The sequence below is a fragment of the Microcoleus sp. Z1_B2 genome (assembly GCF_036700325.1).
Taxonomy (GTDB): Bacteria; Cyanobacteriota; Cyanobacteriia; order Cyanobacteriales; family Microcoleaceae; genus Microcoleus.
Genome location: NZ_JAUBOQ010000011.1, coordinates 125,087 through 151,096 on the forward strand (window position 1 = coordinate 125,087; position 26,010 = coordinate 151,096).

Here is a 26,010-nt window from a genome sequence, read left to right on the forward strand (position 1 = left end):
ATGATTAAACCACAGAGGACGCAGAGGATACAGAGGAAGGGAAGAGAGATGAATCATTCCGATGAAGGGCTGAGTTGATATTATTCCGCATTTACGGATGGTCTACTAATCGATGTAAATGTACTACAGCACTTTCCAGGTAAGTGAAGTACAGAGAAACCGGGTTTCTTGAATAAAACCGGTTTCTGGCGAGAAATCCAGAAGAAACCCGGTTTCTGGGGTGTACTTTATAAACCTGGAATCCGCTGTATATCCCAACCTATAATCCGCATTCAAAATTTTGAGGACTGCCAAAAAATCTTCCTCGCGTCGTACCAACCTACAGTCTTTAGATAGAACTTAATCCAGCTAAATTCTACTACTATCGACAACGACTGATGCGCGAGGAAACTTCATGAAGGCAGAGATATCCATAGTCTGGAAAAAGATTCAGAGCATGATCGACGGCTTTCTGATCATGCTGCCTAATATTGTGCTGGCGTTAATTGTCTTTGCAATTTTTTACTTTGTGGGTAGGCAAATTAAGAGAGTGGTCAGGCGAGTTACCCGCAAGCACCACCAAGCTCGAAATTTGGGGCTGGTGTTAGGACGGTTAGCCCAGAGTCTGATCGTTCTAGTTGGTCTGTTTATTTCTCTTTCGATTATAATTCCCACATTGAAAGCTGGCGATTTGGTGCAACTGCTGGGAATTAGCGGGGTGGCGATTGGTTTTGCCTTTCGCGAGATATTGCAAAACTTCTTAGCAGGTATCCTAATTCTGTTGACGGAACCGTTCCGAATCGATGACCAAATTGTGTTTAAAAACTTTGAGGGAACGGTAGAAAATATTGAGACGCGCGCTACAACAATCGAAACCTATGATGGTCGGCGGATTGTCATTCCTAATGCCGAATTGTTTACGAATACGGTGACTGTGAATACTGCTTTCGATAAACGCCGCATGGAATACGATATTAGTATTGGTTACGGCGACGATATTGACCACGCCAAGCAGTTAATCCTGGAAGCAGTGTACAGCCTGAAGGAGGTTTTGAAAGCTCCTGCACCCGATGTGCTGGCGATGGAGTTAACAGAAAGTACCGTCAATATCCGCGTTCGGTGGTGGATTGCTCCGCCGCGCCGAATTGACGATTTGCGATCGCGCGACAAGGTAATTTGTGCTATTAAAAAAAAGCTATATGTGGAAAACGACCTCGATTTGCCTTATCCCACGCGGAACATTTTGTTCCACGATCGAACCGAAGAGACAGATGGCGATCGCTCCCAGCAGCGTGAAGGTAAAGTTCCGAAACCTCGTCGTATGCGCCGCTCTTTGCGAAAACTGGTCGAAAGGCGATCGCAACAAGACGACAACGGAAAATCTTAACAGCATCACAACTCATGCAAAATATCAAGCTGAGCAAACTTTGGGATTCGCTGCACTGCGATCGCACACCGGAATTAATCTCACTCGCCGAGCGATCGAAGGAGTAACAAACCAGGATTGATATGATACCTAACTTTCAAGCAAAAACCACAGTCCGATTGCCATAAACTAAAACACGATTTTGTAAATGATATCGCACCGCTCTTGCTAACACAACCCTTTCTAAATCTTTACCTTTGCGAATCAAATCAGACACTTCATCGCGGTGACTGACGCGCACAACATCTTGTTCGATAATCGGGCCAGCATCTAAATCCGGTGTAACATAGTGGGCTGTTGCACCGATAATTTTTACCCCTCTTTCATAAGCCCTTTCGTAGGGATTTGCACCCACAAACGCGGGTAAAAATGAATGGTGAATATTAATCACATTGGGAAAATTTATGATAAAGTCTTGACTCAAAATTTGCATATATTTAGCTAAAACTACTAAATCAATCTTATATTTATTAAGAATTTCTAACTGTTGTGCTTCTTGAATAGCTTTATTGTCTTTAGTAATGGGAATATACTCAAAGTCGATACCGTATTGTGCGGCAATGGGCTTTAAATTTTCATGGTTGCTGATTATCAGCGGGATTTCAGCCCTAATTTCTTGCGATCGCTGTCGCCAAATCAAGTCTAATAAACAGTGATCTTGACGGCTGACCCAGATTGCGATGCGTCGAATTTTATGAGAGAAATGCAATTGCCAATTGGCTTGTAAGTCCTTGGCAATTTCACTAAAAGCAGGTGTTATTTGTTCGGTGGTTAAGTCAAAATCATCTAATTGCCATTCTAGCCGGCTCAGAAATAATCCGGCGGTAAAATCTGTATGGTGATCTGCGTGGATGATATTGCCGTTGTGGGATGCGATAAAATTGGCAAGTAAGGCGACAAGTCCTTTGCGATCGGGACAGGCAATTAACAGGGTTGCAGTAGGGCTAGTCATAAGATAATGACAAAATTGTTTCGCTGAGTTTATGGATAAAAAAGTGATATCACAGGAGTTTATTGATACTGAGATGTTGCACCATTCTCAATTAGCCTTTTATGAACAGGCTTTCCGGCCTGTTCCACAAGACAATTTATATTTTGTGGAACAGGCCGGAAAGCCTGTTTCTTTTATTGGTGCAAGATGTGAATTTAAACTGATATCTTACAACAATATCAATCGAGGACTTTCGCGCGGGGTGGGGGCGGGTTTTTTAGTCTTTTGGTATCCTTGAAAGCTATTGAGTAAGCAGTCCCTTGTATGTTAAAAGAGGTAGATTGCGATTTACTGTTGGGTGGGGGCGGGTTTATTCAGATTGTTGGTACTTGTTAGATATTGTTGGTGAACCCGCCCCTTGTATGTTAAAAGAGGTAGATTGCGATTTACTGTTGGGTGGGGGCGGGTTTATTCAGATTGTTGGTAATTGTTAGATATTGCTGGTGAACCCGCCCCTACAGGTTGTTGACCGCCGGTGCAATATCTTAGTTTAAAGGAACCACAGAGGACACAAAGAACACAACTGACAACTGACAACTGTCAACTAATTTCTTAAAATCCCATCGCCCCAGCTACTGCATCCAAAGTCGGAGCAATGCCACTTTTAAATTGATTGTTGCTGTGATTAATTGCGGTATCCGGGTCTTTCAAACCGTTACCAGTTAGCACGCAAACTACTGTCGCCCCAGTCGGAACTTGGTCTTTTACCTTCAGCAAACCGGCCACAGAAGCTGCACTCGCCGGTTCGCAGAAAATTCCTTCCTGCGATGCTAACAAACGGTAAGCGTCGAGAATTTCGGCGTCGGTGACTGCAGCAAAACTGCCGCGGCTGGCTTCGGAAGCTGCGATCGCCTGTTTCCAGCTAGCAGGGTTGCCGATCCGAATTGCTGTCGCCAGGGTTTCTGGGTGCGATACCGGTGAGCCCGTTACCAACGGTGCAGCCCCGGCGGCTTGAAATCCCATCATCTGCGGCAAGCGCGAACATTTTTTGGCTTGGTGGTATTGACAAAAACCCATCCAGTATGCTGTGATGTTTCCCGCATTTCCCACGGGAATGCACAGCCAGTCGGGGGCGTCGCCTAAAGCGTCCACCACTTCAAAAGCGCCGGTTTTCTGACCTTCCAAGCGGTAAGGATTGACGGAGTTGACCAATGTCACCGGATAATTGACAGCCATTTCGCGGACAATTTCTAAGGCGCGATCGAAATTTCCGCCAATCGAAATTACTTCCGCACCGTAAAGCAAAGCTTGCGCCAGCTTGCCCAAAGCCACGTAACCTTCGGGAATCAACACGAAAGCTCGCATTCCCCCGCGTCTGGCGTAGGCGGCGGCGGCGGCCGAAGTATTGCCGGTACTGGCGCAAATTACAGCTTCGGCACCAGCTTCCTTTGCCTTGGAAATCGCCATTGTCATCCCCCGGTCTTTGAAACTACCAGTGGGGTTGAGGCCGTCGTATTTGACCAAGACGCGCACGTCTCTACCGATGAGAGAGGCGATCGCAGGTGCTGGAATCAGAGGAGTATTGCCTTCTTGGAGAGTGACTACCGGCGTGGTTTCAGTCACCGGCAGGTAGGGGCGATAAGCTTCGATCAAGCCGGGCCAGCCGTAGCGTTTGGGCTCGGCGGCGCGGGCTGCAGAGTTAGGAGCAGAGTCAGTAGCAGGTAGAATCAGGGTCACGATGTCAATGGTTTTAGGCAATGGCTAAGGAATTTACACTAATTTTAGCTCGATCGGTTAATTTGATGTTTAATACGATCGGTTCAGGTTAAAGTAACTTAATGGTGTGAATGTGTAGATATGTCTACTCAATTACTAATGTCAAATAATTCATCCACTCTTTCCCGGCCTCAAGTCACCGCGAGCAATCCCGAAATGGCTAGTTCTTCTACCCTATCGACCACTTTTGCCCGCAAAGTAGATTTGGTAAAGTGCCCCTACCAAGCAGATCAGCAAGTTAAGTTCCTGCACTTGCAAGCAGAAATCGAATCCTTGCTGCTGGAAGTGCAAAGCCTCAAACAGCAACGGTCGATCGCTGGCTTGCCGGCTCAGGGCCCGATTTCTGGCAGCAAGAGCAATTAGCAGACAATAGCGCCTAATGCTAATTGTCCTGCCCCTGTGTTATAAAAACGAATGTTTTGCTACCCGCAGTGTTTTTTGCCAAAAGTGCTAGAAATTCCTAACTGCGGATAGCGATCGCTAGCATTTGCTAAAACGCGCTTGCCTACAGCTCAACTCGTCTGCTGCTTGCTGGCAACGAGCTGACCTTTTACTGCGCTTTTTTATGCGCTAATTTTGTTAAGCCATGCTCATGGCATACGGAGAATCGAAATCAATTTATGACAGCATCGATCGAAAAACCACTAAATTTGACATCCGCAAGTGACACCTCCAACCTGCGCCTCAAAGATATTCTCAAAACCCTGCCGCGGGAAGTATTCGTCAAAAACCCCCGCAAAGCTTGGACAAAAGTAATCGTCAACGTTTTACTCGTTGCTGTTGGTTATTGGGGCTTAGCAGTATCGCCTTGGTATCTACTGCCCCTAATGTGGATTTTCACAGGCACCGGATTAACCGGTTTTTTTGTGATCGGCCATGACTGCGGGCACCGGTCATTTGCTAACCGCCGCTGGGTAAACGATTTAGTCGGACATATTGCTTTTCTGCCGTTAATTTATCCGTTTCACGCATGGCGGCACGGCCACAATTACCACCACAAGCACACCAATAAACTTGGTGAGGATAATGCTTGGCAGCCGATGACAGCAGAAGACTACGCTGCTGCTCCCAAGGCTTTACAAATAGCTTATAGTTTAATTTTCGGTCGGATGTGGTGGATCGGTTCGATCGCCCACTGGGCAAAAGTACACTTTATGTGGTGGCGGTTCAAAGGTCAACAGAAACAAGAACAAGTGCGGTTTTCAGTTTTTGTCGTTTTAATCGGTGCTGCGATCGGATTTCCGATTTTAATTGCAACCACAGGCATTTGGGGATTTGTCAAATTTTGGTTGATGCCCTGGCTGGTTTACCATTTCTGGATGAGCACTTTTACGATCGTCCACCACACAGCACCAGACATTTCATTTAAAGAACCCGAAGAATGGAACGAAGCCCAAGCGCAACTATCGGGAACAGTTCACTGCGATTATCCCCGCTGGGTAGAGTTTCTGTGCCACGACATTAACGTCCACGTTCCCCACCACCTTTCAACTGCTATTCCCTGGTACAATTTGCGCCTCGCCCACAGCAGCTTAAAGGAAAACTGGCAAGATCATCTCTACGAAACAGAATTTTCTTGGTCTTTAATGAAGCGGATTGCCGACAACTGTCACCTATACGATCCCGCTGGTGGCTATCAGACATTGCAAGAATTTAACGCTCAAACAAAGTAAGTTTGAAACGCGATAAATGCCTGAAAAACCCGGTTTGTCAAACACAACCGGGTTTTTCGATATTACAATCCGTAGCCTTTGTAAGGTGCGGAATGCGCGCCCTACTGTCAATCTCACAATCCCTACCATTATTAAATCAGTCATTCCCAATCTAAAATCTAAAATCTAAAATCTAAAATCGAATGACTTTCAATCCCAATAACTGTCGCAACGAAAGCGAAGTAGAAAGCAAACTCATTGTCAGCTATCTGCTACCAAAACTAGGCTATACCCCCGACACTTGGCACCAAGAAATAGCATTTGGGAATATTCGTCTAGACTTCCTCTCATTTGCCACCCAAGTTATCCCCATAGTTGTCGAGACAGACTCACCGATGAGTGTAGTCATGGAGGCTAAACATCCCAAGGAAAATTTAGACCGCCACCTGCGAAAACTCAATCGCTATTTAACAAGTTTGAGCATCCGCTACGGACTCATAACTAACGGTAAAGAAATTAGAATTTACCAAAGAGTCGCCGATGATATTCAGCTAGTCTTTAAGTGTGCTGGACAAGACCTTGAAAATAGAATTGATGAAATTATCGCTTTAATTGGCAGAAATACTTTAAAACCTATAAAAACTCCCGTTCATCTAGAACTGGAAGATAATAAAATTAATTTGGTTAGTCCTGAGTTAATTAGCGAAGTCCCAGTACAGCCCCACAATCCCGCCACCGCAAAAGCTCAGCCAAGTCAAATCTCTGAACCGGAACAAATACCTGAAAATAATCCAGTTAAGCCTCAAGTTAAATCCGATGTAACCGTTCCCCAAAAAACTCAAAATATTATGAAAATCATTGCAGTTTACCATAACAAAGGCGGCGTTGGCAAAACTACAACAGTAGTCAATTTAGCTGCGGCGCTGAGCAAGAAAGGTAAGAGAGTCTTGGTGATTGACTTAGATAGTCAAGCGAATACAACCTTTGCGACAGGTTTAGTTAAATTTGAGGATGAAGAACAAGACGATTTGAAAGATAATAATATTCTTCAAGTTTTGCAATCAGAAGACTTTTTCTCCATCGCAGAAGTAGCTCGCAAGTCTAATTTTTGCCATCCCGAAATAGATGTGATTCCTTCCCATATTGATTTAATGCAATATGAAACGGAACTAAATCAACTAGATTACAGCCGAATGATTTTAATTCAAAAACTAGCAGAAGTACAGGAGAAATATGATCTTGTACTGATCGATACGCCGCCCTCTTTGAATTTTTATGCTAGAGTTGCCCTAATTGCGGCGGATTATTTAATTATTCCTTCTGACTTAAAACCTTTTGCCAATCAAGGACTGATTAATGTCAAGGACTTTATCAAAAAAGTTAACGGATTCAAAAAACAAATTGGCAAGAAACCACTAGAAGTTTTAGGCGTCCTCCCTTGCAAAATTTCAACTAATGCTAAATTTGTACAGTACAGTTTGCCCAAGCGGAGGGAGGCAATTCCCAAACGCTACGGCTTTGAAATCATGGACAGCGTAATTTACGAGAGAGACGATTTAGCAAAGTGTGCAGAACAATTTCAAATCGTGGGAAATATGGAAATCGCCGATCCGATTTCAGTGCTAGACTTTAAGCCTGATTCTATCGCATCCCAAGAATTTGAAATGCTAGCACTCGAAGTTTTGGAAAAAATAGGTAAAAACTAATGAAAAAATTATCTCCGTCACTGGTTGCAGTTAAAAAAATTACATCCGCAGTGCCCCGTTCCAATTTTGCAGAGCCGGATTTGGAGAAACTGGCGCAACTGATTTTAGAATTAGGAGGATTGATCAACCCCATAATTGTCCGCCGCAACGGTATGGATGCCTACGAGATAGTAGACGGAGACTTTGAATACTACGCTGCTGCGAAAGCCAGGGAAATTCACCCTCAAAAAGGCGAGACAATCGGAGCATTTATTCTTGAACCCGAAAATGAAGAATTGCTTTTAGAGCAAGTTCAAGCGCTGAGGAAATCAGCCAAAACTGAAAATTTAGTTGAGAACCCAGAAACCGGGTTTTTGTACGAAAATACTTCGTCGCCGCCCGCAGATTCCATAAAAAACCCGGTTTCTTTGGTCGAAGTCCCTCATTTAGGTGAAAATGAAACTACCGAAGATTCATCTAGTTTAGAACAGCGACTAACGAATATTCAAGCCTTGTTTGCAATTCAAATCAATGAATTAAAAGCCGAATACGCCCGTGAACAACAAGTTTTAGCGCAGAGTATACAAGAAATTGAAAACCGAATCTTACAACAAGTACCTCTGTTAGTTGAAGCTGGGTTAGCAAACAAAATTAATGAGTTGAAAGCAGACTCGCCACCCGAAAAAATGGTGGTAGAGAGGATACCAGAATTTGCAAACGTAGCTTCCGAATCAATGTCGCTGTTGGAAGCACTCAATACTTTAGAGAAAAATCAACTGTCGGCTAATTTGAAAGATGCTGGATTGAAGCTTCCAGTAATCCAAATAATACTCAAAGAGCGAGATGCGCGGCCGTTTGTCTCATTTGCAAATGTGGTGGAACGTGTTAAAGGGTTAACCGACAAAACAATGATTAAAATAATTGACAAGTGGCAAAAATACTCATAACTCGCAAATCCTGCGGCTACTGGCAACTTTGACTCAGTGAGTCTCTACTCCAAAATAAGTAAAGATGAGTAAAGCAGTGGATCATTGGTGTCCCACAGGCAGTTAAACTCATCACAGTCGCTTTTTTTAGGAATTGCAGTAACTTTTGCCGTAGCACGGGCGAGGGCCCGACGCCATCGTCAGGGATGTCACCCCACGGGAAGCCGCGTAGATATACATAAATACCTACACACCAGATTTTAATGACAAAAGGGGACTTGTAACAAGATGGATCGATCGTCCGATCAAAACCGAATAGTTGAATATTTGCGGATTAAGCCCATTAGTCACAGTCAGATTTACACTTCCCAAATTGCAGTACCAGAGCCTCATCGGGGCGAAATTCCTCGCGAACGCCGCGAAGCTCTCAGGAGAAGTCTGATCGAGCAAGGCAGCAACTTGATTCCTTTAATTGTACGCCCTACAGAAGCTTACAGCAACGAAGAAGAATATGAAGTTGTCTGCGGCTCAGATTGGTGTATTGTTGCTAAAGAACTCGGCATCGAGCAAATGTGGGCGTGGGTATTTGAAATGACCGACGAGGAGGTAGCTGTTGCTCAAGCAGAAATGGAACATTTAGCTCCGCAACCGACTCAGAAAACTGCACAAATTGAGACTCTACTGCAACAATTAGAGCTATCATTTCAAAAAAAGGTAGATAGTCTAACAAAACAAATAGAACAATCTGTTAAAAAAAATGAAGACCTGCTAAAAAAACACGTAAAAGCTCTAACTGAGCAGAACTTTGAGCGTAACCAAATAGAACAGATTAAGCATTTGCTCGAACAAGTGGAAAAAGCATTTCATGAAAAGGTAGATAAAATGGCTAAAAAAGTTGAACAATCGAGCAGCAACCGTCCGCCAACATCGGCTGTTATTTCTGAGGTAAATCTTGAAGGTGCTTTGAGACAGTTGGATGAACTGGAAAAACTGCTGTCAACAAAATTAGAACGGACAGTCCAAACAATTAATCAGTTTGTCTCCGACGCCATTGAAGAGGTAGAAAATGACCTGAAAAATCAAATTGAAACGCTCCGCCGCCAACTGGGAGCCGCAGCGACTAACTCAGAGAGACAGCCAGATGCACCGCCGAAAAAGCAGTCAAAAACGCAGCAGAAAAAGCAGTCGAAAGCACAGCAAAAACCTCAGTTACCGCAGTTGCAGTTAGAGTTGCCGTTTCCGCCCCCGTCCCCAGAGGATGACTACGAAAGTCTTTCGCTGAGAGGCTTGAAGGCGATCGGCAAAGACCGGAAAGTGCGGGGCTACGCGCGCATGAAACGACCGGAAATTCTGGCGGCTCTCAGACAAACTGACGGTCAATAAAACGATAATTGCTAATAGTTAAAGACGAATTTTTTGGTGTTCGATCGCACTTTTTGCCCAAAAATGCGATCGGGCTTTCAGAATAGTCGGCAGAGATATGAAAACCTGTTTCCTGTATTGTAAGCTGGTTTAGGCGATCGCATATCCCGTATGTTGCCGAACATGATACGGATGAAACCCTAAAACTATCTTGTCTTTAGGCACTCCTAATTCTACAAGTTCTGGAGTAATTCCCGTTTCTATACCATCGTGTTGAATCCAGATTTTGCCGTCGATAATTTCCACATGAACGATACAATCGTGAATTCTTTTAGGCCCTTGCCAGCCATCGTGCATTAGTAAAAAATTGTTTTGTTCGCTGTCAACAATAACGCTGCTTTTAATTTCTCCGTGTCCGTAAGAAATCTGGGCATAACTATCTAAAACATTGCGAATAATTTGGCGATATTCATCTAGTCTATCCATCTGACAATTGTCTCCTTTAATGAATCAAAAACTATTAGTTTAAATCTCTTGTTCTCTAACAAAATCTGCCCGATAGGTTCAGAAAAAATTTGTGCATAAACTTCTGCACGAATTGCCAGATATATTATCCGTTCAGGTTCCGCTCGCTGTAGAATATCTTCGTAAACAATATACTGTCCAACAGCTTGTTCTAAGTCATGAACTGGTGAAGCACTCACGAAACTTTTGACTTCTACAGCAATTTTGCGACCTTGCTTTTCGGCAGCAAATAGTTTTTCTGCACCCAAATCGACGCTGAGAGTACGTTTACCAACTTTTAAGGGTAGCGGATCGTTTGTTATCGTCCACCCGTCTTTTTCTAGCGCTGTTATGACAGTATTGTGGTAGATGTCTTTTGCTGGCATATTCTAAGCTGAACCATCAAATGTCACCCTAATTATAGAATAACACAAGACTTTTGATGAAAACTGATAGATCATCAATTCAAACTACTTACTGTCGCGTGTATCGGTGCTTCACCCCAATCGGAAAATACTCCGCATCACCCATCGCAGTTAATGTCACCACAGGTAACTGATATTCGGGCGGCACGTAATTAGCAAATTCGCTGTTTAGCCGCCGCAATTGCGCGAGAATTGAAGATGCGATCGCCTCCTGCATCTCCTCGTCGCCCTCCACCCCCGCTGCTAATTCCACAACAACAGATAAAAACCGATTTCGATCCGCATCTTCCTTGACTTGCAGCACAAATTTTCCAGTAACCCATTCCCGAATAGTGGGAACTTCTAAACCTACGGTGACATTTTCCGGGTAAATGTTAGCACCGAAGTAGGAAACGGTAAAGTGCGTTAGCGAAGCCCTCGAAGAGGATCGCCCAAATACATAGACAAAGGGCAAGCAGCGAATTCCTCTGGGGAACTCAGAAACTTTCATACCTGCTGCTTGCTGCAAACTTGCCACAGGGTTAAATCCCCATTCTGCCAAAAAATTGAGCATTGCTTCGTAAGAAATTAAACCGCCATTATCCGAGATGTGATAGCGTATTAGCGGGATGCCGTTGTCGCCAGAAAATAATAGCGTGCCGTCATTATTCGCTTCAAAAAAGCGACTTTTCGGATCGTACTGCACCAGCGTTGGCAACCGCGATTCCCCGAATAAATTGCGGGAAGCTTCGGGATTGTTTGCTAAAAAGCGGCGGATGCAAATACTCAGCGGTGTCTCGTTGCCCAAAACGCCCGCATCCGCAGTACCGTAAAGGCTCGCAGAGTTGTAATATAGATTGTCAGAATTAGTGCGATCGCTCACCAAACTCCGCCATTCTTCGCTAAACACTTCCCCCGCAAACACCATCTTAATTCGATATTTTTGCCACTCCACACCCCCAGCAATTCCGCTATCAATCACATCCTTGATAAATGGCGGATATCCCAACAAAACTACTTGCTCAAAATGCTCCCCAAGTTCCTGCACAACTCGGAATATTTCAGTCTTATTATTCCCAGGTGTCACAACTGTAACTGGATAGCCCTTACTCGCTAGATAGCGGCAGCAATTTGCCGTGTACATTCCCCCAACCCAAGTCCCCAACGCAAAGCAAATGACAGCTAAAGTTGAGCGATTGTCGGCGTAAAAACTGTCGTGAAATATTTGTTCAAAACGAGCGGCAATTTGCAACTCGTCGCTGATAAAACGTGGCCAAAATGTCGGGTTTCCTGTGGAACCAGATGAAACAGCAATGAAATCGCAAGTTTCTAATTTGCCCTGGTAGCACAACTGAGGTAGCGGGTGACAGCGTAAATAATTCTCTTTGGTAATTAGCGGCAATTTTTGGAAGTCTTCAAAGGTTTGAATTGAGGCGGGATTGATGTTATGTTCAGCTAGGAAAGTCTGGTAAGCTGGTACTGTGGCCGCGACTTTTTGAAAAAGCGCCATCGCCCCCGCTTCGGCAACTCGATTCTGCTGGTGTTTCAATCGTTCCTCAAGCGGCGCTCTCAAAAACTCTTCAAACGCCCCAATTGCTCGCTGACGCTGTTCTGGCTGCATGATTTGCTCCTTAAAATGCGTATTTTGCACCTCGATCGCTCAAAATTCAATTAGTAGCGCTAACACCCGATCGCACATTGGGCTCGACACTAAAAATTTGAACACACTTTGAGGTCGATCGAAATGCTGGCGCAGTCGATAAACTTCTATAGCAGGAAACCGCTTTTTTAACAATAACCGCAGGTGATGACCAAGCTGCCGATCGACTAATAAACACTGACACAGTATGTCAAGATTAATTCAGCGATCGCCCAAAACTCCCAGTCTCAGTCAAGCGTGAAAATCCGACGCAGCAAGTTCCAATGAACAATCCCATCTACCCCGGCATAACTCTCAACAACCACTACCGCATCGTCCGCGAATTGGGACACGGAGGCTTCGGGCGCACCTACCTCGCTGAAGACGCCCACCGATTTAACGAACCCTGCGTTTTAAAAGAATTTGCGCCCCAAGTACACGGAAGTTACGCTTTACAAAAATCCGAGGAACTGTTCGAGCGGGAAGCGGGAGTGCTCTACAAGCTGCAACACAATCAAATCCCCCGCTTCCGCGAACTCTTCCGCGTCACTATCAGCGATCGAGGCTACCTATTTCTCGTCCAAGACTACGTGCCGGGCCAAACCTACCGCTTTCTGCTCGACGCCCGCAAGCGTCAGGGTTTGCGGTTCATAGAAGCAGAAATCAATCAATTGCTGCTGCAGATTTTGCCCCTGCTCGAATACATTCACTCTCTAGGAGTGATTCACCGCGACATCTCCCCGGACAACCTGATTCTGCGGAGTTCTGACGGGATGCCCGTGCTGATCGACTTTGGGGGAGTAAAACAAGTCGCCGCCACCGTAGAGTCTCTTTTCGCTGAGGCTAACGGCACTCCCGCCCCCGCGACTCGCATCGGCAAGCTCGGCTATGCTCCCGTCGAACAGATGCAGATGGGCATCGTCTCTCCCCACAGCGATTTGTACGCTCTGGCGGCCACGGTTTTGGTGTTGCTGACGGGGAAGGAACCCCATCAGTTGCTCGACAGCCAGACGCTGAATTGGAATTGGCGGGCGGAATGTTCTCTGTCTCCGAATTTGTCCCTGGTGCTGGATAAAATGCTTGCTCAACAGCCGAGCCAGCGTTACTCCTCGGCTCGCGAGGTAATGCTCGCTCTCTCGGGGAATCCGCCTTTACAGCCACCTTTGCCAGCAGCCCCGGATTTTGGGATGACGCAGCCGCCGGATTTCTCGCCGATACCCGTGCCCGCCCCCGCGCCAAAACTGCCGGGAACTCCGGTGCGAATTGCTGCTATTGGCAATCAGCAAAAGATGCCTGCTTGGAAAATGGTTTTGTTTGTGGTGGCGGTGCTCTCAAGTATGGGGGGAATTGGCTGGTTGGCGGGCAATTCTTTGTTAAATCTGAAATCAAAATTGCAGAACGTTTCCCAGCCTTCAAACCCGAAGCAGCAGCAAGAAGATGCTTTGCAAGATCGGTTTGTCAAGCTCAAAATTGACGATCGATTCTATAGCGGTTACGTCAACCTTGTGGACGAGACTTTCTATGCCAAATACCCGGAATTGGGGGGACGATTGTTAAAAGAAGGCGATGACGATCGCCAATGGCGCGAAAGGTGGCAGAAAATCGGCGACGAGTTGCTCGATAAGCTGGAAAATCTCAGCAGCGACGCTAGAGCACGGTTGGGCACTTACGACACCACTGATATCGATCGCTGGAAAACAGAGGTTAACAAGCTGAATTTGAGCAGTCGGGCTTTGTACGATTTGGCTGATGCGAGGTTCTTTTATTGGTTTCCACAACAGCCGCGCGATCGCAATCTCATCGGGAAGCCGATCGGACAAATTTGGCAAGCAATTACCGCCGACGAACTCGAAGCCTTACAAGCTGGATCAACTGTCGAAAGCGTCGAATTTGACCGCCTATCGAAGAGCAAAAGCCTCACAGGCAATCTCAAACCCGGAGAAGGGAAAGCTTACATTGCCAGGTTGGCTCAAAATCAAACTTTGCGCGTGAATTTGCAAGCCCCGCGCAAATCTACCCTACTGTCAATTTATACTCCAGGGCGGACAAAGGGCGCGCGAGCTTTGCTGGAAGATGCAGAAGGGCTGAGTTGGTCGGGATTGCTGGATGATACTGGTTTTTATGAATTTGTGGTAGTTTCTCAAGCATCTGAGCCGATCGCTTACGAGTTGAATCTGACGGCAGAATAACTGCTATTGACGATCGAGCATCCAGGATACAAGCTCCCGGATTCATCCGTCCAGAAATAAAACACCTGTATCCGATAAAGGAGCCCCCGAATTGATCCGTGGGGTCGCCTCTAAAATCTAAAATCTAAAATCTAAAATCTAAAATCGATTGACGCTCTCTATCCACCCAGGCAATAATAAGGTAATACCAATCAGATAAGTTGTCGGGTTCAAACAAAGAATATGCTGAGATTCGCGATCGTAGCTTTAGTGACTTTGGGATTAGTATTAGTGACTGCACTAGGTTTACATCCGGCCAATGCGACAGTCAGCACTCCCGAATTTTATGCTTGGAACTTTGCCTCTGTAGGCAGTAGCGAGCTGGTTTGTAAAAAGACCAGGGTAGTTCCGCGAGACCTGATAATTCCGTCATCATCCATGCACGCTGTCAGTATCACTTCTGCAATTGTAGATGAAAAATTTTGCGCCAATTCCACTAAGCCTGTGAATTAAGGCCGTGGATAATAGGATTTCCGGTTATAGAACCATAGGAATGAGAATTAAATAACTTCCACTCTTGAAAGTGGGATGGGCTCTTATAGCCCGTCCAAAAAAGACGGGCTATAAGAGCCCATCCCACAATAACAATTAAAATTGTAAGTTATTTAATTCGCGATCCCTAGTTAAGTTATCCCTTAGTCGATTTTAGATTTTAGATTTTAGATTTACTTCACAGATGAATCTGGGAGATTGAACCTTAATCTAAAATTTTGATCTCTCCACGACTGTTGTCTGAAAGCAAGTATCTTTGTTTGGATGAATCAGGATGCAGCATCCTGTCCTGATTCATCCATTGAGAGAAAACTCTAGTTTGTCAGTAAAAACACGGGCTAATTATCAACAATTAACCGGACATCATATAAGTGATAGCCTGAGTAATTTCCGCCATCGGCGCACTGAAACTGTTCGCTAATTTTTTTTATGAGAAATATTGCTAATTTTGTCATAAAAGTTTATCAAAGGAGTCGGGTGCAGCCCTTTTCTGCTGTTGAAAGAGAGCGAGATATTCCCAATTTCGGCAGTTCTTTGATTGTGACTTAAGAACCGAGGGAAAATATTCAGCCATTTGGCTAATCATTTATTGGCTAATTGGCCCAATTACTAATTCCCTAGTTTGAGTATGCTAGAGTTAGTCAGGTTCAGATATATAGTGCCATCTGTTATCTAAGTATCATGCTCAAAATTTTGGTGATTGAAGACGACGAATTAATCCGGGAAACTCTTCTGCAACTCCTGGAATCTCACAGCTACCGGGTCATTGCGGCCGAGAACGGTCGAGTTGGAGTGCAGATGGCACTTTCGGAGATACCGGATTTAATTTTGTGCGATGTGCAGATGCCGGAACTCGACGGTTATGACGTGTTGCGGACTCTGCGGCAAAACTCGCTAGCTGCAACAATTCCATTTATTTTCCTCACGGCTCAAAGTGACAAAACCGATTTTCGTCGCGGGATGGAATTGGGAGCCGACGATTACCTGACAAAGCCGTTTACCAAGGCTGAATTGCTGGGAGCCATTGCTTCTCGCGTCTTGAAACGGCAAACTATTACTCAACCGCTGACAGTCGCGCTTAGCCAAGCAGAAGCCAGACTCAAAGATTTAGTTAACGACTCCACCAAGGTTACGACTCTCTCTCCTGAAAAGTTTGCTCTCGAAGCTTTGCTGCGCCACGCTTTGGCACAAGGCGAGTTTCAGGTATATTATCAGCCCCAGGTGAATATTGCGACAGGCCAAGTTATCGGCGCCGAAGCTTTAGTGCGCTGGCAAAATCCCGATCGAGGTATAATTTCTCCCTGCGAATTTATTCCCTTAGCAGAAGAAACAGGTTTAATTATTCAGATTGGCGAGTGGGTACTGCTTTCAGCTTGCGCTCAAGCCGCTAGTTGGCTGGCGGCGGGGTTTTCCCCCTTTACAATATCAGTAAACTTGTCGGCCCGGCAGTTGTCCGACCCGGAACTCAAGGCGCGAATCGTGCAAATATTGGAAACTACAGGTTTAGAGCCTGCTAATTTAGAATTAGAAATGACCGAAAGCGCTTTGGTGGAAAATGCGACAGTAGCAGGCGCTACTTTAAACCAACTAAAAGCTCTAGGAATTCGGATTGCTATTGACGACTTCGGCACCGGTTACGCTACTTTAGGATATCTTAAGCAATTTGCTTTTGACAGTTTAAAGATCGATCGAATTTTCGTCCGTAATGCCAACGAAGATCCTCAAAATGCTGCTATTACTACAGCAGTAATTTTACTGGGTCACAGTTTGAATATGACCGTAATTGCTGAGGGAGTGGAAACAGAAGCAGAACTAGATTTTTTGAAACAACATCAGTGCGATATCATGCAGGGGTATCTGTTCAGTCGCCCCGAACCAGCGGCGATAATTGAAAGTATGTTGGTTGCCGCCCCGAGTTTGTTCGGGCCGCCCTCAGCAGCACCTGGTCGCGTTGTCCCTTTTGTACCTGTGTCCGAACCAGAAAAATCTAAAAACCTTTCAATGTCGCGTCTAGGAATAGTATAAGTGTCACTAAGATTTCTGTTTAATAGGATAAAATTCTTTCTTTTACCTTCTATTTTCTGCAGAAAAGTGGACGCTTCCTCATAAAAATTTGTAGCTTTTGATGATAGGCGAGTCAAAGAAGGAGATTGTTCCCCATATTGCTCTACTGCTTCCCCTTTTATGCGCTAGGCGCCCCTAATCGGACGATTTGAGAAAGTGTGGCGTGTTGAAATTGCGAGCCTTTATCAAGTTGCAGGAGGTAAACTCAATTAAGTTCCTACTTTGGGACTGGCAGTTTCAAAAACTGTCCAACTGGAATTGGTGCAAGCCTGTCATGGAAAGAATATTAGTGGTGGACGACGAAGCAGACTGTCAAACAGTCTTAGCAATGTACCTGGAAAGTCAAGGATATCGGGTGGAATGCGCTAATTCAGGGGTGGAGGCGCTCTCGATTTTTGAAAATGCCCCCCCAGATTTGGTAATTTCAGATGTCATGATGCCGGAAATGGACGGGTTTGAGTTTTGTCGCCGTTTGAGAACTACCCGTTTGGGACAATTAGTCCCCTTTATATTTTTGTCGGGTCAAGGCGAGTTGGAGTCAAAAGTTGAAGGTCATGCGATCGGCGGTGACGATTATCTGGTAAAACCTTTTCAGTCTGAAGAAATCTTAGCCAAGGTAAAAGCGCAGTTAGAGCGCTCTCACCGGATTCACGCCGAAATTGTCCGACTGCTGCAAACTTCTAGCGGTAGGGCGGTGGAACCACAATTTGTGGCAGTATTGCCACCACCTGCACCTTTGCCTTTAACACCAGCCGAAGAAAGAGTTTTTTGGGAGGTTATCCAGGGTTATACTAACAAACAAATTAGCGATCGGCTGTTTATTAGCCCCCGGACTGTGCAAGCTCATTTAGGCAGCATTTTCAGCAAATTACAGTTAGAAAATCGTGCTCAGCTTGTGAGATTTGCCCTAGAAAGAGGATACAAACCACCTCAAACTTAGCTCGGATATCAACCTAGGGTGCGCCAGCCAGGGGATTTTAGATTTTAGATTTTAGATTTTAGATTTACTCTACAGATTCATCTGGGAGCTAAAACTAGAGTCTAAAATTTTTCTTCCACATTCAAAACACAATAAGGATAATTAGTTATCACACAAACCCCTGGCCCCAAATTCGTACCCCGGAAGTTTGCCCGTTCCAAATCACCCTGCCGCACATTATTCGCCGCATCAATATTTGTCCCGGCCAACTGAGCCCTCGGAAGCCGAGTATTTGACAAAATAGCATTCTGCAAATTAGTATCCCGCACATCCGCGAAAGACATATCCGCTCCGCTTAAATTCGCACGATTCAAATTAACTCTAAACAGCAGCGAACGCCTCAAATCGGCATTCGACAAATTAGCTTGCAGCAAATAAGCTTCGCCCAGATTCGCATTAAAAAGTTTAGCACCGCGCAAATCCGCACTCGTCAGATTCGCTCGCCCCAAAAAAGCATTAGACAAATCCGCATTTCGCAGATTAGCACCATTCAATTCAGCCCCGTACATCTCCGCATTAACTAAGTTAGCATTGGCCAAATTAGCATCACTTAAATCCGCTTCCAGCAAATTAGCTTCATAGAGATTTGCTCCGCTTAAATCCGCTCCTCTTAAATTAGCTCTGTACAAGCTAGCCTTGAACAAATCAGCATTTCTCAAGTCACAGCCTTCGCACTCTTTAGTTTCCAGCAATTGCCTAACATGATCTGGATTTTGAGCTTGAACGGGAGCTGCCAGCCCAAACAAAGCTAAACTTGCCGCTACAGTTGCCAAGAGTTTAAGTTTCACAAACAAACCTCACTGCTACTTCAAACAAATTATACTAGCAAACTATAGACTTAAAACCGATATCCTTCTCTCTTTTCTCTTCCTCTGCGTTCTCTGCGCCCTCTGCGGTAAATATTCAAAAAAATGATTCGCAGCCAAAGATATAGACCTGCTTCCAGCAAGGCGGGCAAAGCCCGCCCTACTTAACTTAATTAAGCTTCATCTAAAGCAGCAACACCAGGCAATTCCTTACCTTCGAGCAGCTCCAAACTAGCACCGCCACCAGTAGAAATGTGGCTCATTTGTTCGCCTAAATTCAACTGTTCCACAGCCGCCACCGAGTCACCACCACCGATAATTGTGGTAGTACCAGTTTTAGTAAGTCCAGCCAAAGAATGAGCAATACCTTCAGTTCCCACAGCAAACTTCTCCATCTCAAACACGCCCATCGGCCCGTTCCAGATGACAGTTTTGCAATCGGCCAAAGCATCTTGGAAAGTTTTTACTGAATCCGGGCCGATATCCAAACCCATCCAACCGTCAGGGATGCTTTCAACAGGGACAGTTTGAGTGTTAGCATCAGCAGCAAACTTGTCAGCAACTACCACATCAGTAGGTAACAGAAAAGCAACTCCCCGTTCCTTCGCCTTAGCTTCCAAAGACTTAGCCAGTTCAAGCTTGTCATCTTCCACCAAAGACTTGCCCACGTTCAAGCCGCGAGCTTTGTAGAAGGTGAAAACCATGCCACCGCCCAACAGCAGTTTGTCGCACTTTTCGAGCAGTTTTTCAATGACTCCAATCTTGCTGGAAACCTTAGAACCGCCGATTATAGCAGCTAAAGGACGTTGCGGATTGTCGATCGCACTGCCGAGATATTGCAGTTCCTTCTCCATCAAAAACCCAGCCACAGAAGGACTCAGATACTTAGTAACGCCCTCAGTAGAAGCGTGAGCCCGGTGAGCAGTACCAAAAGCATCATTGACATACAAATCGGCCACAGAAGCTAACTTCTTAGCAAATTCTGGGTCGTTTGCCTCCTCCTCTGGGTAGAAGCGGACATTTTCTAGCAACAGCACATCGCCATCTTGCATCGCGGCGACTGTAGCAGCGACTTCATCACCGATGCAGTCGTCAGTCTTTTTGACCTCTTTGCCCAACAATTCCGACAGGCGCACAGCAACCGGCGTCAAGCGCAACTTCTCCGTCACACCCTTGGGACGGCCGAAGTGGCTGCACAAAATCACCTTAGCGCCCTTGGACGCTAAATCTTGAATTGTCGGCAGAGCCGCCCGGATGCGAGTATCATCGGTGATATTGCCGTTGTCGAGCGGCACGTTAAAGTCCGCCCGCACCAATACCCGTTTGCCCGATAAGTCCGATGCCGATAAATTTGCTACAGTTTTTTTTGTCACAGGATTAACCTCCTAATATGTGTGTTTTTGTCGAATTCCGTTGAAATGGCGGCACTGGTAACTTGCACCCCGGCCTCGGACGCATTCAACCGCGCCCGTACAAAAAACGGAAGATGGAACAAACGGCACTGATTGGCTTAACCTAAACATTTTATCGGAGTCCGTGTCCCGGAGATGTGCAGTATGTTCAAGACAGTCTTATTTCCTGTAGATCAAAGCCGAGAAGCCCGCGAAGCTGCCGAAAAGGTTGTCAATATTGTGAAAACCTACGGTGCTCGTTTAGTTATTCTGTCGGTAGTCGAACCCCCCGCCGAGGAGGGCGACGCCCCACCGTCAGAGGTGATGACTTCCCCCGAAGCAGTCGCCAAACTTCTTTCTGAGGCCCAATCGATGTTTTCCCAGCAGGGAATTGAAGCTGAAATCATCGAACGGGAAGGCAAACCTGCTTTCACGATTTGCGATGTGGCTGACGAAATTGGGGCCGATTTGATTGTGATGGGCTGTCGGGGGATGGGTTTAACCGATGATGGGGCGTCTGACAGCGTTACCAATCGGGTGATCAATCTGTCTCCTTGTGCAGTTTTGATTGTGCCTTAGTTATTAGTCATTAGTTATTAGTCATTAGTTATTAGTCATTAGTCACGTGTTATATCGTGTCCGACTAAATAAACCTAGATTCTGTAGGGGCGGGTTCACCCGTATCTATTATGTAAATCCAGGGTATGCGTAAACCCGCCCTGACACAGCGACTAATGGCTAATGACTGGTGGCTAATGACTGCTGACTAATGACTGGTGGCTAATGACTGCTGACTAATGACTGCTGACTAATGACTGCTGACTAATGACTAATAACTAATAACTAATGAAAATTCACTGGTATCCCGGTCACATTGCCAAAGCTGAACGGGCATTAAAAGAACAGCTAAAGCGGGTAGATGTGGTGCTCGAAGTCCGAGATGCCCGCATTCCCTTGGCTACTTATCACCCCCAAATGCCGAGTTGGGTGGGCGGCAAGCCGCGAGTATTGGTCGTCAACCGCATGGATATGATTACGCCTCGCGCGCGCGAGGCGTGGGAAACATGGTTTGAGTCCCAGGGGGAAACTGCATATTTTACTAATGCCGAGCACGGTCACGGAGTACATGATGTGGCGGATGCGGTGCAGAATGCTGGGGTGCAGCTAAATCAAAGAAGGTTCGATCGAGGTATGCTGCCCCGTCCAGTCAGGGCAGTGGTAATGGGATTTCCCAATGTCGGAAAATCGGCTTTAATTAATCGGTTGTTAGGGAAGAGAGTGGTGGACAGTGCCCGCAGAGCTGGAGTAACTAAATCGCTGCGATGGATTCGCATTTCTGACGAAATTGAATTATTAGACGCCCCCGGAGTGATCCCAACCCGAATTAACAATCAAGAAAATGCCATAAAATTAGCTATTTGCGAAGATATTGGCGAAGCAGCTTACGACAATCAGGTAGTAGCAGCAGCGATGGTAGATTTACTCCAAGGGCTGCAGGCGGCTGATGACACGTTGATATCACTATCTGGTTTCAAATCCAGGTATAAATTAGATGCAGCCTCTAGTAATGGTGAAGATTATTTGCACGAGGTCGCAAAAGACAAGTATAAAGGAGATGTCGAACGAACGGCGAGACAGATGTTAAACGATTTTAGAACTGGTGTTTTGGGTCAACTTACTTTGGAGTTGCCGCCGGCTTGAGCAGATTCGTAACCTACAACTAATCAGAAATGGTATTAAATAGGGATTTGCTGACGGTGATAATTTGAACTTCGTCTCCTATATGTAATATTTTTTCTGCTGGTTGAGGTGCGAGCCGCGTGTTAACTATCAGCCGACTAAAGTGATTTAAATGCCCTTTTTTTACCAAGTCAGGCATAATTTCCTTCTGCTTGGCTGTTAGTATATTTTTAAAATTTAGATCGCTTGCTTGCGCCGCATAATTTTGCGTAGATAGGATACAGGGATGACCGGGATTAATAGCTTCAAATATTACAGTCCCTATTTTAAACCTCACAATTTCATCGGCTTGTGGTAAAAGTTGGTCTTCCCAAAAAGCCGGGACATCTCCTATTTCAATATTAGCTCGCAAGCGATGGCGCATCTCGTTAACGCAGACTCTCGGAAACCAAGATGCAACTTCGGCAATTGTTTCGGTACTGATAATGCTTGGCCCTGGTGCAGCGGTATTGTCGGGAAAACCTGTCAGCAAGTTTTCAATTAATTTGACAGGGAAACCGAAGTAGCTGGTCAACCAAGATTCTATTGCCAAGCGTTCTCTATCTACATGAAAAAATATTTCTTGTTCGGTGCCTTGAATTTTCAGGCCGGCAATTCTCTTTTTGATGTCAAATGATAAGCGTAGAAAACGGACTCCGCTGTTGTGCTTAGTGTTAACCAATTCTCCTGCTGCATCGCAGATTGCAAAAGAGCGATCGCCTTCTAGAGCTCCGCTGGCTAGAATAGTTGCTTGACTGACTGCTATGCCGTCAAGGGACTTTACCGGATAGATATGAATGCTGGCGACGTAGGACATTTCGATCCATTGATAAATAATTGTCGTTTTAGATACATTCTAGCATCCCTGTCCGCAGAAGGATGACTGCCGTTGACTTTACTAAATAAAATATGAATGAAATAAAAATGGGCTACTTTTTTGAAGTTTATATTGTGCCGGAGCAGCTTGTAAAGAAAAATCAAAGAAGTCTGGCTGAGCTTGTGGTATATCTTAGGGTATAAATAGAAAAAATTGAACCGAGTTACAAACAATGAATGAAAGCGAAAGTAGAAGCATGATTTCGCGACGGAATTTAATGCTGAGGGCTGGTGCAGGGATGCTGGCGGCCAGCTTGGCACCTGCGTTTTTACAAGCCGAAGCAGCAAAGGCAGAGGCAATCTCTGACCTTACTCCTACTGACATTACTCCTAACAGTGCTCTTAAGAAATTGATGGAGGGTAATGAACGCTACATTGAGCAAAAACGGACATTTCCCGACCAAGCTCGATCGCGAGTTGTAGAAGTAGCACAGGGTCAACATCCGTTTGCAACCATCCTGGCTTGTTCTGATTCGCGCGTTGCTCCCGAAATTATTTTTGACCAAGGATTAGGCGACTTATTTGATATTCGAGTTGCTGGAAATTTTCTCGACGATGTGGTTCTCGGGAATATAGAATATGCCACCTTAGAATTAGGCGTGCCACTATTAGTAATTCTGGGTCACGAACGCTGCGGTGCTGTCAAAGCAGCTTTAGATGGTAAAGCTGTGCCTGGTCACATTAGCACTTTGGTGGCGGCGATTAAACCTGCAGTTGATTCGACCAAAGGTCAAACAGGCGATGCCTGGGATAACGCAGTCAGAGCTAATGTGAAAATGAATGTAAATAAGTTACAATCCTCGTCGCCTATTTTAGCGGAAGCAGTCAAAGCGGGCAAGCTTAAAGTTGTTGGGGGCCGCTACGATTTGGATAGCGGCAAAGTAGAGATAATTTCTTGATTTTGCTGGTAATTGTTACAGTTTGTAGGGGTAATGCCCCCGTGCTTACCCCGTCCGGTTCTAGGGGCAACCGGGCGTGGGATTGCCCCTACAAATTATTTGGTAAGGAATGAGAATTAAATAACTTCCACTCTTGAAAGTGGGATGGGCTCTTATAGCCCGTCATGAGTGGACGGGCGGGACGCCCATCCCACAATAACAATTGAAATTATAAGTTATTTAATTCGCGATCCTAACAAGTTTAGATCGAACCGATTTCTTGCAGTAATGCCCCCGTGCTTACCCCGTCCGGTTCTAGGGGCAACCGGGCGTGGGATTGCCCCTACAAATTATTTGGTAACAAGTTTAAAGTAAACCCATTTCTTGTAGTCCCCGGCGCAGGCGTTCTGCTTCAAAGGGGCGGCGCTGCTCGTGAAGGGCGATCGCTCTTTTGAATTCTGCTAAACTTTCTGGCATTTTGCCAATTTTCAGCAAGGCTACTGCCAAGTTTTGATGAGCTTCGGCGTGTTCGGGATCGATTTTTATCGCTTGTCGGTAATAGGCGATCGCATCTGCTAAATTTCCGGCTGCCTTCAGCGTCAATCCTAAATTGTAGTGACCTACTCCAAAATTAGGGTCAATTTTTAAAGCTGCTTTGTAAGCTTTTTCAGCAGATTTCAAATCTCCTTCATCTTTGAGCAAATTGCCCAAATTATTGTAAGCACCCAACTTGAGCGCGGGGAACACATCTGTATTAATTGCCGCTTGATAGTGTTCTTTTGCTTTAACAAATTGCTGCTGCTGGCGATATGCAATTCCCAAATGATAGTTGAGTTCGTAAAGAATAGAATCATTAATTGCCTCCGCAGTCAAGCCTTTAGTTAATAAATTAATTCCCCGCCCGATTTGCCCGCTTTCTACATAAAGCGCACCTAATTTGCTACAAGCATAAGCATCGTTTGGATAATAAGCGATATAGCGTTCCATTGCTGCTTGAGCTTTTTGGAATTTACTTTTGGCGGCGATCGCATCTTTTTGATAACCAGAGTGCCAAATCGCCACATCGGGGAGAGAAGCTATTTTCCAATTTGGTTCCCTGTGCAAAATCTCAGCCACGCTGTCGTCTACCATTGCGTGGTAAGGGCGAGAAAAGCGGATATCGAGGCGATTACGGAACAAGCGCGACACTAGGGAATAGGGAGATTGAGAGGCACCGATTTCTTGGCGGATGAGATTGATTAGCAGCAGCCGATCGCTCGCAATTGCCGGCTTTATTTGAGGTAGAATCTCCGGTACCAAAACCTCATCGGCATCTAATACCAAAATCCAGTCGCCCTGGGCGTGCTTGAGACACTCATTGCGCGCCGCTGCGAAGTCGTCGCACCATTCAAAGTCATAAACCCTCGCGCCATATCCTCGCGCAATTTCACGGGTGCGATCGCCCGATCCCGTATCCACCACCACCATTTCGTCAACAACACCCTTAACGCTGTCCAAAGTCCGCGACAGTGTTGCCTCTTCATTCTTCACAATCATGCACAGAGTCAGATCCATCGGGCGCAAACTTTCCTCATTTCACAGAAATATTGTAATTTTTTTAACCACCAAAACACAAAAAGTCCCAGAAAAGATTCTCCTATTTCCCTTTTGCTTTGAGCATAAGTACCTTTCTTCCCTCGAAAAAGTGGGTTAAGTCTTTTGAGATATTAAACAGCCTCAAACTCCGACGATTCATGAGAAATCCTACCACTTTCGGTTCATCCCTGCGGTAGAGGTAAGGGCGGGATAGGGGTTGTTATTCTTAGAACATAAGACAAGGCACAAGAAAAGTTTAAGTATTCAGGAGAAAGAGAAATGGGAATTATTGCTTGGATCGTTTTAGGATTGATTGCCGGTGCGCTAGCCAAAGCCATTTATCCGGGAACTCAAGGCGGTGGCTTTCTGGCAACAACAGGTTTAGGAATTTTGGGCGCCCTAGTGGGAGGTTATCTAGGTCAAGTCTTACTGGGGACGAGCGGGGGAGCATCCTTCGGAGCATTGACTCTACCCAGCATAGCTTTTGCAGTCGTAGGTGCGCTAGTTCTACTTTTCATCTGGGGATTGTTAACTCAGCGTGCTGCATAACAAATATTGCCAATTCCCAGTCGATCGACTTTTAGGGTATTCATAAACCCGGTTTCTTCGAGAAACCGGGTTTTTCAGTTGTTTGTAGATGCGTCAATCGATTTTAGATTTTAGATTTTAGATTTTAGATTTTAGAGGCGACCCCACGGATAAATGCGGGGGCAATAAG

At 45.4% G+C, this 26,010-nt stretch carries 24 protein-coding genes; 15 read left to right on the top strand and 9 right to left on the bottom strand.

Going from position 1 to position 26,010, the window contains the following annotated elements; genetic code table 11:
- Nucleotides 1-394 precede the first annotated feature (394 nt).
- The gene (locus QT984_RS08750) at nt 395-1,366 is read left to right on the top strand and encodes a mechanosensitive ion channel family protein (protein ID WP_333052791.1); all 972 of its coding nucleotides are present in this window, start codon (nt 395-397) and stop codon (nt 1,364-1,366) included.
- Between the two features lie 136 nt (nt 1,367-1,502).
- On the opposite strand, the gene purU is transcribed toward QT984_RS08750, so the two are convergent.
- Entirely contained in the window at nt 1,503-2,357 is an 855-nt protein-coding gene (gene purU / locus QT984_RS08755) for a formyltetrahydrofolate deformylase (RefSeq protein WP_333052792.1), read from the bottom strand.
- Between the two features lie 31 nt (nt 2,358-2,388).
- Here purU and QT984_RS08760 point away from each other — a divergent pair, with 31 nt between their 5' ends.
- Complete coding sequence (locus QT984_RS08760; RefSeq protein ID WP_333052793.1) at nt 2,389-2,634, top strand: hypothetical protein; 246 nt, start codon at nt 2,389-2,391, stop codon at nt 2,632-2,634.
- Between the two features lie 314 nt (nt 2,635-2,948).
- On the opposite strand, the gene thrC is transcribed toward QT984_RS08760, so the two are convergent.
- Nucleotides 2,949-4,073, bottom strand: coding sequence for a threonine synthase (gene thrC / locus QT984_RS08765; protein WP_333272999.1), 1,125 nt, complete (start codon nt 4,071-4,073; stop codon nt 2,949-2,951).
- Nucleotides 4,074-4,211: 138 nt separating this feature from the next.
- Between thrC and QT984_RS08770 the strand changes: the two genes are divergently transcribed.
- From QT984_RS08770 to QT984_RS08790, 5 genes are all read left to right on the top strand, one after another.
- The gene (locus QT984_RS08770; protein WP_333212380.1) at nt 4,212-4,475 is read left to right on the top strand and encodes a hypothetical protein; all 264 of its coding nucleotides are present in this window, start codon (nt 4,212-4,214) and stop codon (nt 4,473-4,475) included.
- A gap of 257 nt (nt 4,476-4,732) precedes the next feature.
- On the top strand, nt 4,733-5,785 hold the full coding sequence (locus tag QT984_RS08775; protein ID WP_333233589.1) for a fatty acid desaturase: 1,053 nt from the start codon (nt 4,733-4,735) through the stop codon (nt 5,783-5,785).
- A 182-nt stretch (nt 5,786-5,967) separates the two neighbouring features.
- On the top strand, nt 5,968-7,470 hold the full coding sequence (locus tag QT984_RS08780) for an AAA family ATPase (RefSeq protein ID WP_333052798.1): 1,503 nt from the start codon (nt 5,968-5,970) through the stop codon (nt 7,468-7,470).
- Nucleotides 7,470-8,396: a ParB N-terminal domain-containing protein gene (locus QT984_RS08785; RefSeq protein WP_333373804.1), complete on the top strand. Its 927-nt coding sequence runs from the start codon at nt 7,470-7,472 to the stop codon at nt 8,394-8,396. The genes QT984_RS08780 and QT984_RS08785 overlap by 1 nt, the downstream gene beginning before the upstream one ends.
- Nucleotides 8,397-8,663: 267 nt before the next feature.
- Complete coding sequence (locus QT984_RS08790) at nt 8,664-9,758, top strand: Rho termination factor (modular protein) (protein ID WP_333052801.1); 1,095 nt, start codon at nt 8,664-8,666, stop codon at nt 9,756-9,758.
- A 129-nt stretch (nt 9,759-9,887) separates the two neighbouring features.
- Here QT984_RS08790 and QT984_RS08795 read toward each other — a convergent pair whose 3' ends face one another.
- The 3 genes from QT984_RS08795 to QT984_RS08805 form a co-directional block, all read right to left on the bottom strand.
- Entirely contained in the window at nt 9,888-10,223 is a 336-nt protein-coding gene (locus tag QT984_RS08795) for a XisI protein (protein WP_333052803.1), read from the bottom strand.
- The gene (locus QT984_RS08800; RefSeq protein ID WP_333313315.1) at nt 10,211-10,627 is read right to left on the bottom strand and encodes an element excision factor XisH family protein; all 417 of its coding nucleotides are present in this window, start codon (nt 10,625-10,627) and stop codon (nt 10,211-10,213) included. Before QT984_RS08800 ends, QT984_RS08795 begins: the two co-directional genes overlap by 13 nt.
- 88 nt (nt 10,628-10,715) lie before the next feature.
- Nucleotides 10,716-12,266 carry a phenylacetate--CoA ligase family protein gene (locus QT984_RS08805; RefSeq protein WP_333373806.1) on the bottom strand — a complete coding sequence of 517 codons (1,551 nt, stop codon included), beginning with the start codon at nt 12,264-12,266 and terminating at the stop codon, nt 10,716-10,718.
- A gap of 302 nt (nt 12,267-12,568) precedes the next feature.
- Between QT984_RS08805 and QT984_RS08810 the strand changes: the two genes are divergently transcribed.
- The 4 genes from QT984_RS08810 to QT984_RS08825 all read left to right on the top strand — a co-directional run bounded on the left by QT984_RS08810 (nt 12,569) and on the right by QT984_RS08825 (nt 18,008).
- Nucleotides 12,569-14,473, top strand: coding sequence for a serine/threonine-protein kinase (locus tag QT984_RS08810; protein WP_333262610.1), 1,905 nt, complete (start codon nt 12,569-12,571; stop codon nt 14,471-14,473).
- A 222-nt stretch (nt 14,474-14,695) separates the two neighbouring features.
- Nucleotides 14,696-14,965: a hypothetical protein gene (locus QT984_RS08815; RefSeq protein ID WP_333052807.1), complete on the top strand. Its 270-nt coding sequence runs from the start codon at nt 14,696-14,698 to the stop codon at nt 14,963-14,965.
- A 720-nt stretch (nt 14,966-15,685) separates the two neighbouring features.
- Nucleotides 15,686-17,029, top strand: coding sequence for an EAL domain-containing response regulator (locus QT984_RS08820; protein ID WP_333212390.1), 1,344 nt, complete (start codon nt 15,686-15,688; stop codon nt 17,027-17,029).
- Nucleotides 17,030-17,231: 202 nt separating this feature from the next.
- Nucleotides 17,232-18,008, top strand: a complete 777-nt coding sequence (locus QT984_RS08825) for a response regulator (protein ID WP_445243023.1) — start codon at nt 17,232-17,234, stop codon at nt 18,006-18,008.
- Between the two features lie 101 nt (nt 18,009-18,109).
- Here the strand turns inward: QT984_RS08825 and QT984_RS08830 are convergent, their stop codons facing one another.
- On the bottom strand, nt 18,110-18,835 hold the full coding sequence (locus tag QT984_RS08830) for a pentapeptide repeat-containing protein (RefSeq protein ID WP_333052810.1): 726 nt from the start codon (nt 18,833-18,835) through the stop codon (nt 18,110-18,112).
- Nucleotides 18,836-19,026: 191 nt separating this feature from the next.
- A complete protein-coding gene (locus tag QT984_RS08835) occupies nt 19,027-20,226 on the bottom strand; it encodes a phosphoglycerate kinase (RefSeq protein WP_333052811.1) in 1,200 nt (399 codons plus the stop codon).
- 183 nt (nt 20,227-20,409) lie between these two features.
- Between QT984_RS08835 and QT984_RS08840 the strand changes: the two genes are divergently transcribed.
- Nucleotides 20,410-20,823, top strand: coding sequence for a universal stress protein (locus QT984_RS08840; RefSeq protein WP_333052813.1), 414 nt, complete (start codon nt 20,410-20,412; stop codon nt 20,821-20,823).
- A 267-nt stretch (nt 20,824-21,090) separates the two neighbouring features.
- Entirely contained in the window at nt 21,091-21,945 is an 855-nt protein-coding gene (ylqF, locus tag QT984_RS08845) for a ribosome biogenesis GTPase YlqF (protein WP_333052815.1), read from the top strand.
- A 19-nt stretch (nt 21,946-21,964) separates the two neighbouring features.
- On the opposite strand, the gene QT984_RS08850 is transcribed toward ylqF, so the two are convergent.
- On the bottom strand, nt 21,965-22,780 hold the full coding sequence (locus QT984_RS08850) for an MOSC N-terminal beta barrel domain-containing protein (RefSeq protein WP_333052817.1): 816 nt from the start codon (nt 22,778-22,780) through the stop codon (nt 21,965-21,967).
- 232 nt (nt 22,781-23,012) lie between these two features.
- Here QT984_RS08850 and QT984_RS08855 point away from each other — a divergent pair, with 232 nt between their 5' ends.
- Nucleotides 23,013-23,738: a carbonic anhydrase gene (locus tag QT984_RS08855; protein ID WP_333212395.1), complete on the top strand. Its 726-nt coding sequence runs from the start codon at nt 23,013-23,015 to the stop codon at nt 23,736-23,738.
- A 345-nt stretch (nt 23,739-24,083) separates the two neighbouring features.
- Here QT984_RS08855 and QT984_RS08860 read toward each other — a convergent pair whose 3' ends face one another.
- Nucleotides 24,084-25,271, bottom strand: coding sequence for a tetratricopeptide repeat protein (locus QT984_RS08860; protein ID WP_333052820.1), 1,188 nt, complete (start codon nt 25,269-25,271; stop codon nt 24,084-24,086).
- A 300-nt stretch (nt 25,272-25,571) separates the two neighbouring features.
- On the opposite strand from QT984_RS08860, the gene QT984_RS08865 reads away from it, so the two are divergent.
- Complete coding sequence (locus QT984_RS08865) at nt 25,572-25,841, top strand: GlsB/YeaQ/YmgE family stress response membrane protein (protein ID WP_333052822.1); 270 nt, start codon at nt 25,572-25,574, stop codon at nt 25,839-25,841.
- Nucleotides 25,842-26,010: the final 169 nt, after the last annotated feature.

Coding starts and splice junctions, on each gene's coding strand:
- QT984_RS08750 (WP_333052791.1), top strand. CDS start 395: ATGAAGGCAGAGATATCCATAGTCTGGAAAAAGATTCAGAGCATGATC.
- purU (WP_333052792.1), bottom strand. CDS start 2,357: ATGACTAGCCCTACTGCAACCCTGTTAATTGCCTGTCCCGATCGCAAA.
- QT984_RS08760 (WP_333052793.1), top strand. CDS start 2,389: ATGGATAAAAAAGTGATATCACAGGAGTTTATTGATACTGAGATGTTG.
- QT984_RS08770 (WP_333212380.1), top strand. CDS start 4,212: ATGTCAAATAATTCATCCACTCTTTCCCGGCCTCAAGTCACCGCGAGC.
- QT984_RS08775 (WP_333233589.1), top strand. CDS start 4,733: ATGACAGCATCGATCGAAAAACCACTAAATTTGACATCCGCAAGTGAC.
- QT984_RS08780 (WP_333052798.1), top strand. CDS start 5,968: ATGACTTTCAATCCCAATAACTGTCGCAACGAAAGCGAAGTAGAAAGC.
- QT984_RS08785 (WP_333373804.1), top strand. CDS start 7,470: ATGAAAAAATTATCTCCGTCACTGGTTGCAGTTAAAAAAATTACATCC.
- QT984_RS08790 (WP_333052801.1), top strand. CDS start 8,664: ATGGATCGATCGTCCGATCAAAACCGAATAGTTGAATATTTGCGGATT.
- QT984_RS08795 (WP_333052803.1), bottom strand. CDS start 10,223: ATGGATAGACTAGATGAATATCGCCAAATTATTCGCAATGTTTTAGAT.
- QT984_RS08800 (WP_333313315.1), bottom strand. CDS start 10,627: ATGCCAGCAAAAGACATCTACCACAATACTGTCATAACAGCGCTAGAA.
- QT984_RS08805 (WP_333373806.1), bottom strand. CDS start 12,266: ATGCAGCCAGAACAGCGTCAGCGAGCAATTGGGGCGTTTGAAGAGTTT.
- QT984_RS08810 (WP_333262610.1), top strand. CDS start 12,569: ATGAACAATCCCATCTACCCCGGCATAACTCTCAACAACCACTACCGC.
- QT984_RS08815 (WP_333052807.1), top strand. CDS start 14,696: ATGCTGAGATTCGCGATCGTAGCTTTAGTGACTTTGGGATTAGTATTA.
- QT984_RS08820 (WP_333212390.1), top strand. CDS start 15,686: ATGCTCAAAATTTTGGTGATTGAAGACGACGAATTAATCCGGGAAACT.
- QT984_RS08840 (WP_333052813.1), top strand. CDS start 20,410: ATGTTCAAGACAGTCTTATTTCCTGTAGATCAAAGCCGAGAAGCCCGC.
- ylqF (WP_333052815.1), top strand. CDS start 21,091: ATGAAAATTCACTGGTATCCCGGTCACATTGCCAAAGCTGAACGGGCA.
- QT984_RS08850 (WP_333052817.1), bottom strand. CDS start 22,780: ATGTCCTACGTCGCCAGCATTCATATCTATCCGGTAAAGTCCCTTGAC.
- QT984_RS08855 (WP_333212395.1), top strand. CDS start 23,013: ATGAATGAAAGCGAAAGTAGAAGCATGATTTCGCGACGGAATTTAATG.
- QT984_RS08860 (WP_333052820.1), bottom strand. CDS start 25,271: ATGGATCTGACTCTGTGCATGATTGTGAAGAATGAAGAGGCAACACTG.
- QT984_RS08865 (WP_333052822.1), top strand. CDS start 25,572: ATGGGAATTATTGCTTGGATCGTTTTAGGATTGATTGCCGGTGCGCTA.